This window comes from Cyanobium sp. NIVA-CYA 375, from assembly GCF_056108345.1.
The window spans coordinates 1-7,131 of record NZ_JBSYHW010000094.1; the positions used below are offsets into that span (position 1 = coordinate 1).

Genomic DNA, 7,131 nt, shown 5'->3' on the forward strand with positions numbered 1-7,131 from the left:
CTGAGGGAGGCGAGCCGTCAGCCCCGGCTACGCCGGGGCTGATCCCCCTGAGTTACACCACTCCATGGGACGCCGCTCGGCGCTGCTCGCTGCTGGGCTGGCATAGACCCTCCTGGGCTGTGAGGTCATCACCCAGCTCGATGCCGCCGCAGTGATGAAGCAGCCGCTGCAGCCTGGCGAGCGCGGTGCTGTGGTCGGATTCGTTGCGGCGACCCCGCGGTTCGGCCTGCAGGAACACCAGCTGCTCCAGCCGTTCGCTTTGCAGCAACCCATGGGGCCGGCCGATGGCGTCGTCCTCCCAGGCCAAGTACCAGAGCCCCGCTGAGAAGACCAGCTGCAGGGGCCAGGCGCGGATCTCCTCGCCGCGGTTGTCGCCGCCGCCAAAGGTGCTTTGGCGCAGCAGGCGTACGCGCCGGTGCTCGAGGATCGCCGTCTCGACCCGCTCAGCTTCCCTTGGTTCAGCCAGGGTGCCCCGCTGCTGGTTTTCCGCACCGGGATGGGCGCCATCGAGATAGGTACGCAACGGTTGCGTGGCCGTCACCTCGATGCCACCCCAGGCCAGACGTTGCTCCAGCTCATCGAGCAGATCCTGCGCTGTCGGATCACCTAGCCGCTGGGCCACGTGTTGCACCACCCCATGGATTTCCACCAGCCGCGGCGCTGAGAGCAGGGCGGTGCCAAGGCAGTAGCCATGGCGTGGGTTGTCGTGATGCAGCCGAAAGCCATAAGGGGTGAGGGTCTTCTCGATGTCTTTGCGCAGCGTCGCCAGCTCACCTGAGCCATGGCCGCCGGGGATCTCAGCGAGACGCTCCAGCAGGTGCCGCTGCATCGCCAGTGCCCCCGGACCTTCCGCCGGCCGGTCAAAGGGCGTCTGCAGCAGATGGCGCAGCAGCGTCATCACCCGCACAAACACCTCCGCATCAGCCATCGGCGGCTGGCCGCCATGGACACCGCCACTGCGGGGGGCCTGCTCCTCAGAGGTGCCAGCCAGCAGGGGCAGGGGCTGAATCCCCGTTGTCACGGGGGTGGCGGAGAAGAAGCCCTGGCTCTCCAGCCAGCTCAAATCGCGGCGTACAGCCTCGGCATCGCCGTAGCAGACCCCATGGAGCGTGCGCAGCAGGGCGGCCGCCCGCTGGGGCAGCTCACCACTGGGCAGTGGTGAAACAAGCGTTTCTAAGGCCTCGCGGCTGCCCTGATCGGTTGTCGCCAGATCGGGGTGCGCCGCCAGCAGCTGCAGCAGGTAGAGCAGCCGCTCCAGATCAAGCAGGCGCGAGTGGCCGTGGAGCAGCAGCTGGTGCTGGCGATTGCAGGCCGCACTGATGCGGCGGGTAAGACGGGAGAGTTCGCTACGTAAATAAGTAGTTAGGTCGCGCTGCTGGGTGGGCTGCACCGCCACCACCGAGGCAAAGCCTTCCGCCCGCCCCGGACCAAAGGCCTCATCCGCCAAGGCAGCGGCCATGCGGCGAATCACCGGGACGGGAACGGGGCGCTCCCGTTTCTCGTTCCAGCGCAGGCAGGTGCTCACCGGCGTGAAGTGCCACCAGCCGATCCACTCCACTGGCCTGGGTATGGCCAGCTGCTGGGTGATCGCCAGCCGCCAGGGCCGCTGGGCATGGGTGGCATCCACGATCACCGGCATGCCGGCTGCCACCGCACCGATCAACCGCTCATGCAGCCGCTGCTGGATCGACGGCCAGGGCCCCTGAACGGCCGAATCACCGAACACCTCAGCGCGGATCGCATCGGTCGAGAGCACCACCGCCGGTTGCCCCTCAGGCCCTGCAAGCAAAGGGGCGAGCGCCTCCGCAGTGGTGCTCTTGCCACTGGCGGGCGGGCCGATTAGTAGGTGACAGCGCAGGGGCTCCATTGCTGCAGGTTGCTGGCCCTTACGGCCCGCGGCAACAGCCGCCAACCAACTGGAGCAGCCGGCTCAGTGCTGGCAGGGGGTTTCAGCCGGCTGGGTTCTTCGCAGGAAGGAGGGTGGACGGGAGCTGGAAAAGGGCAAGGCTGATTGCCCCGTTCTGCTGCCGCGCTGCCGTGCCAATCCAGCGTTCTGCTGCCGTTGTGCCGCCTGCGCGGCGGCGGCGCAAGTCCTACAGACCACCCGAGATGCTGCTCAACCTGCACGTGCTGGATCTGATGGAAGTCAGCGGCAGTCAGATGCGCGCCGCCCGCTCCCTATCGATGCACCAGACAACGGTGAGCCGCAGCTACTGGGAGCTGGCCGAGCAGTTCCGCCTCCAACCAGCGCGTGGCCCCCGCCAGGTGTGCCGCTGGGGGGGAAGCAGCAGCCTGCGCTTCCTGCGGCTGGCCAGTAGGGCCCATCGCCTAGAAGACGGCCGGTTGCGGCTGGGCACAGATGCTTTGCACCAGTCGCTGCTTGCTGGGCTGCCCGGGGTGTTGCAGGTGCCGCCCTGCTTTCATCCCGCCGGCGACTGGGCAACGCTGGTGGCCCAGGGCGTGATCGATGGAGCCCTGGTCTCCTCCCTCTGCCATAACCAGGAGCTGGCAAGCGGGGAACTGCCGCATTGGCCGGGCGTGCAGGTGCTGCCGCTGGGAACCTTGCCGCTGCAGCTAGTGGCCCATCAGCGCTGGGCCGAAGTCTGGGAGGAGCAGGTGTTGCTGCCCGCTGCCCAGATCATGCCGCTGCTGCATGGGGAGCTGGAGCCATGCATCGGCAACCTGGAACGCGCCTCACGGGTCTGGCAGGACCCGCAGGCCTGGCTAGAGCAGCTGCAGCAGCGGCCCGTAGCGGTGCCGCTCTGCCCGGCCTTGGCCCCCAGAAGCTGGTGGCAGGAGCAGGGTCTGGTGCCGGTTGCCGATGGGCTGTTTCTGCAAGAACAGTTGTGGCTGCTGCTGCCCCAGGAGCTGCAGGCACCTGCAGCAGCCAAGGCAACGCTGCGGGTGATCCAGCGCCGCGCCTTCCGGGCGGCGGCCCGGGGAGCTGGGGCACTGCTGGGGTTGGAGGGGTCGCTGGAAGAAGGGGTGGGTGCTGGCGGGGGAGATGTTGCGACACACCGCAAGGCGCAGTGAAAGGGCACTACCCGCAACAGCTGGAAACCTCGAACTATGCAGGCTATGCATAGTTCTCAAATCCAAGGCTGCAAGTGCTGTCGAAGTACTGCAACCTGGCTTCTGTTAGGTGCAGACTGACAGCAGTAGGAGGTGCCCCCGGTGCCGCCGCCGCCGCTACCGCCAGTGAGCTACGCATCGCAAGGAGCTGACTGATGAAACCGGCTGCCACCAGCCCAAGCCCCAGGCTCAAGCCGGGTTCGGTTGTGCGCTGCCGTACCCGCCGCTACCTGGTGGAAGAGGTGGAGCCCCCCATGCACCGCAGGGTGGCGGATGGGGGTGACAGGGTCGTGACCCTGGCCTGCATGGAAGACGACGCCATCGGTCAGCGCCTCACCGTATTTCTGAGCAGTGAGATCGACTTTGAGGTACTTGGGGAGAGCAGCTGGGAGGCGGTTGCCCAGCGGGGCTTTGACCAACCGAAACAGTTCGCCGCCTACCTCAACACCCTGCGCTGGAACTGCGTCACCGCCACCGACGCCGAACTGTTCCAGGCCCCCTACCGGGCCGGCATCGACGTCAAGGCCTACCAGCTTGAACCACTGCGCAAGGCGCTCCAGATGCCCCGGGTGGGCCTGTTTATCGCCGATGACGTGGGCCTGGGCAAAACGATCGAGGCCGGCCTGATCCTGCGGGAGATGCTCCTGCGCCAACGCATCAAGCGGGTCGTGATCAGCTGCCCGCCGTCGGTCTTGCGCCAGTGGCAGGAGGAGATGGCCAGCCGCTTTGGCCTTGCCTTCACCGTGATGGACCGGGCCTACGTGGCCAAGGTGCGGCAGGAGCGGGGTTACGGCACCAACCCCTGGAGCACCGGCAGCCGCTTCCTGATCTCCCACGCCCTGCTGCGCAACTCGGAATACTCGGCCCCGCTGCGGGTGTGGCTGGAGCAGGGCAAGGGCGGGGAAGACCAGGCCCCGGTGCAGAGCCTGCTGATCCTTGACGAAGCCCACAACGCTGCGCCGGCCAGTAACAGCCTGCGCTACGCCATCGATTCCGGTTTGACCCGCAGCCTGCGGGACCTGGCGCCCCTGTTCGAGCACCGCGTTTTTCTTTCGGCTACACCCCACAACGGCCACAGCAACAGCTTCACGGCTCTGTTGGAACTACTCGATCCAGCGCGGTTTGTGCGGGGTGTCCCTTTCGAGCCTGGGGATCTGGACACGGTGTTGGTGCGCCGCCTCAAGGACGACCTACGCCGCATCGGCGAGGAGTTCCCTGAGCGGATTGTTGAACCCCTGTCCGTACCAAAAGGCAGCCTGCCAGCAGATACCCCAGAGCTGGAGCTCTCACGGTTGCTGCAGAAATACCGCAAGCAGCGGGAGCAACGGCTTCTCCTGGGGGGTGCCACCAAGCGGCAACTCAATGCCGATCGGCTGGTGATCACCAATTTGCAGAAGCGATTGCTCAGCTCGATCGAGGCCTTCGCTCGCACCCTCAAGGTGCACCGCAGGAGCCTGGATCAAAAGCAAGAACAGCGGCGGGAATCCCTGGCGGCTTCAGGTGCCCAGCTGGATCTGCTGCTCGGCGGCGTGAATAACGACAGCGACCTAGCCGAACTCACAGAAGATGAGTTGCTCAACCTGGAGGAGGCGCAAACCAGAGCGGCTTTACGCCAAACCGTTGAGGCTGATCAAAGCGATCTGGCCCTACTGGAGCGGATGGGGGATATCGCGGCGGCCAATCGATCCCTGGCCGATCCCCGCATCAAGTTGCTGGAAAAGTTTCTGCGCAGCCACCTCTGCCCCAACCTCGGCGAAGCAAAGGCGACATGGAACCCAACCAGGCTGCTGATCTTCACCGACTACGTCGACACCAAGCGCTACCTGGAAAGGCAGCTGAGGCAGCTGCTTGGTGACGCCGATGCCGACCGTCGCGTCGCTTCATTCACCGGCGGCATGAGTGAAGACAACCGCGAGCGGCTTAAGGCCCAGTTCAACGCCGATCCTGATCAAGAACCGCTGCGCATCTTGATCGCCACCGATGCCGCCCGGGAGGGGGTGAACCTGCAGAACCACTGCAAGCACCTGATTCACTTCGACATCCCCTGGAACCCCAGCAAGCTGGAGCAGCGCAACGGCCGCATCGACCGCAAGCTGCAGCGCTCTCCCCAGGTGTGGTGCCACTACTTCGTGCTGGAAGACCGGCCGGAGGACCGGGTAATGGATGTGCTGGTGAAGAAGACGGAGGTGATCCGCCAAGAGCTTGGCTCGCTTTCACCGCTGGTGCAGCGCCAGGTGGATGAGGTGCTGGAAGGCGGTATCGACACCGACAACACAGAAGCGGTGCAGCAGCAGTTGCTGGCGATGGATTCCGCCGACACCGATCGCGGCGCCATGCTCAACCGAGCTCGGGAGGAGCTGGAGGCCAGCCGGCGGGTGGAGAAGCTGCAGCAACAGCAGGATGAGCTGCGCCAACTGCTGGCGAAATCCCATGAATGGCTCGGCTTCGATGACGATCCCTTCCGGGCCGCCCTCAACTGCTCGCTTGACCTACTGGGTGTGAGCGGCCTGGTGCAGGGCAGCGACGAAAAGGATCAGCCCTGCTGGCGCTTAGAGCACCCTGAGTCCCTGGTAGCTGGCAGCAATGACCGCAGCTGGGAGCACACCCTCGACAGCCTGCGGGGCGTGTGGGATCGCAAAACGCCGCTGTGGCAATGGCGCCAGGAGCACCCCATTAGGCCGGTGATCTTCTCTGATCCCGGCCGGCTCAATGCCGAGGCCGTGCACCTGCATCTGGAGCACCGCTTGGTGCAGCGCCTGCTCAGCCGCTTTCTGAGTCAGGGGTTCCTGCACCACGAATTGAGCCGGGCCTGCGTGCTGGCCAGCCCCGACCCCCAACCCAAGGTGTTGGTGCTGGGGAGGCTGTCGCTGTTTGGCCAGGGCGCCACACGGCTGCACGATGAGCTGATCAGCGTGATCGCCGACTGGCATCCCGGCGCGGATCGGGCTGCGGCGCTCCAGCCGCTGGCTGGTGCTCAGCAAGAGCAGGCCTGGGCAGTCCTCACCAAGGCGATGGAGGCCGGAAATAATGAAGCGAGCACCGCTGCTATCCGCAGCCAGCTGCAGGCAGAAGCCCCAGCCGATGTAGCTGCGCTCAAGCCCGCATTGGATGCGGCGGCGGAAAGAGCCCAGGCCGCAGCAGCTGAACTGCTCAGCCAACGTGGCGCCACGGAGGCCGCGGCACTTAAGGAGGTGCTCCGCTCCCAACGCAAACGCATCAACGCCACCGTGAGGCAGCGCAACCGTGATCTGGCCAAGCTCGATCGCCAGGTCGCGGCAGCCGATCCCACGGCCCTGATCCCAGGGCTGGAGGAGCAGCTGGAGGTGCCGGCCCTGGATCTACAGAAGCTCTCGAGCCAGGAGCGCAAACAACTCTCGGCTGACCAGAAACACTGGCAGCGGCGCCTGGAGACGATTGAAACGGAGCTGGCCTCTGAACCAAAACGCATCGAGGAGAGCTATCGGGTAATTACCCAGCGGCTGGAGCCGGCGGGGCTCGTCTACCTCTGGCCGATCAGTGGATGAACGGCTCGCCTTTGCTCAGGTTGCTGAAGACCACTGCGACAAGGCTCCAGCGCTCGGGCATCGAGTGGATGCGGGGCCTTACGAAAGTGGTGCGTGCCCTGGTTGGGGGTCCTGCCTGCCTCGCCATCCTCACCGCTCTGGGATACATAGTCCTTCTAAAAGTCGTCTCATCGCCAGCAATCAAGGTCTTGCTATCGCTTGGGGCACTGATCCTGATGTCTCAGTGGGTCCTTGCTGGATGGGACCGGCTGCCCGCAGACGATCAGGACCAAGCTCTGCAGAAATGGCAGGAGCTGACCAAGAGGTTGTGGCGCTCGCGGGCCCTCGGGCTCTGGCCCGTGCTGCTGGTGATGCTGACGGCCTTGGTGGGATTTACCGATTGGTTCCCGTCAAGCGGGGCAGGCCGGCTTATGATGCTCGCATCCATTGCCACGGTTGCCATTTATGGATACTTCCGTGAGAAAGCAGAGAAGAGAAAAGATCTCCTGGCTTTCGCCGATGAGGCGAGAAACCGTTTTGCTGAAGTGGCAAAACA

The 7,131-nt window shown here is 65.2% G+C and carries 4 protein-coding genes; 3 read left to right on the forward strand and 1 reads right to left on the reverse strand.

What is annotated here, in order from left to right; translation table 11 throughout:
* Positions 1-52 precede the first annotated feature (52 nt).
* Entirely contained in the window at positions 53-1,912 is a 1,860-nt protein-coding gene (locus tag AC01FP_RS15220) for an AAA family ATPase (RefSeq protein WP_474481507.1), read from the reverse strand.
* A gap of 125 nt (positions 1,913-2,037) precedes the next feature.
* Here AC01FP_RS15220 and AC01FP_RS15225 point away from each other — a divergent pair, with 125 nt between their 5' ends.
* The 3 genes from AC01FP_RS15225 to AC01FP_RS15235 all read left to right on the forward strand — a co-directional run.
* Positions 2,038-3,033, forward strand: a complete 996-nt coding sequence (locus AC01FP_RS15225) for a hypothetical protein (protein WP_474481509.1) — start codon at positions 2,038-2,040, stop codon at positions 3,031-3,033.
* A gap of 194 nt (positions 3,034-3,227) precedes the next feature.
* Positions 3,228-6,596 (forward strand): DISARM system SNF2-like helicase DrmD, encoded by a 3,369-nt coding sequence (gene drmD, locus AC01FP_RS15230; RefSeq protein WP_474481511.1) that lies wholly within the window; start codon positions 3,228-3,230, stop codon positions 6,594-6,596.
* Positions 6,593-7,131 (forward strand): hypothetical protein (locus AC01FP_RS15235; RefSeq protein WP_474481512.1); only part of this gene is annotated, 539 nt, incomplete at its 3' end. The genes drmD and AC01FP_RS15235, both read left to right, overlap by 4 nt.

What these genes read in the sequence shown, in the direction of transcription:
- drmD (WP_474481511.1), top strand. Translation starts at nt 3,228, where the DNA reads ATGAAACCGGCTGCCACCAGCCCAAGCCCCAGGCTCAAGCCGGGTTCG.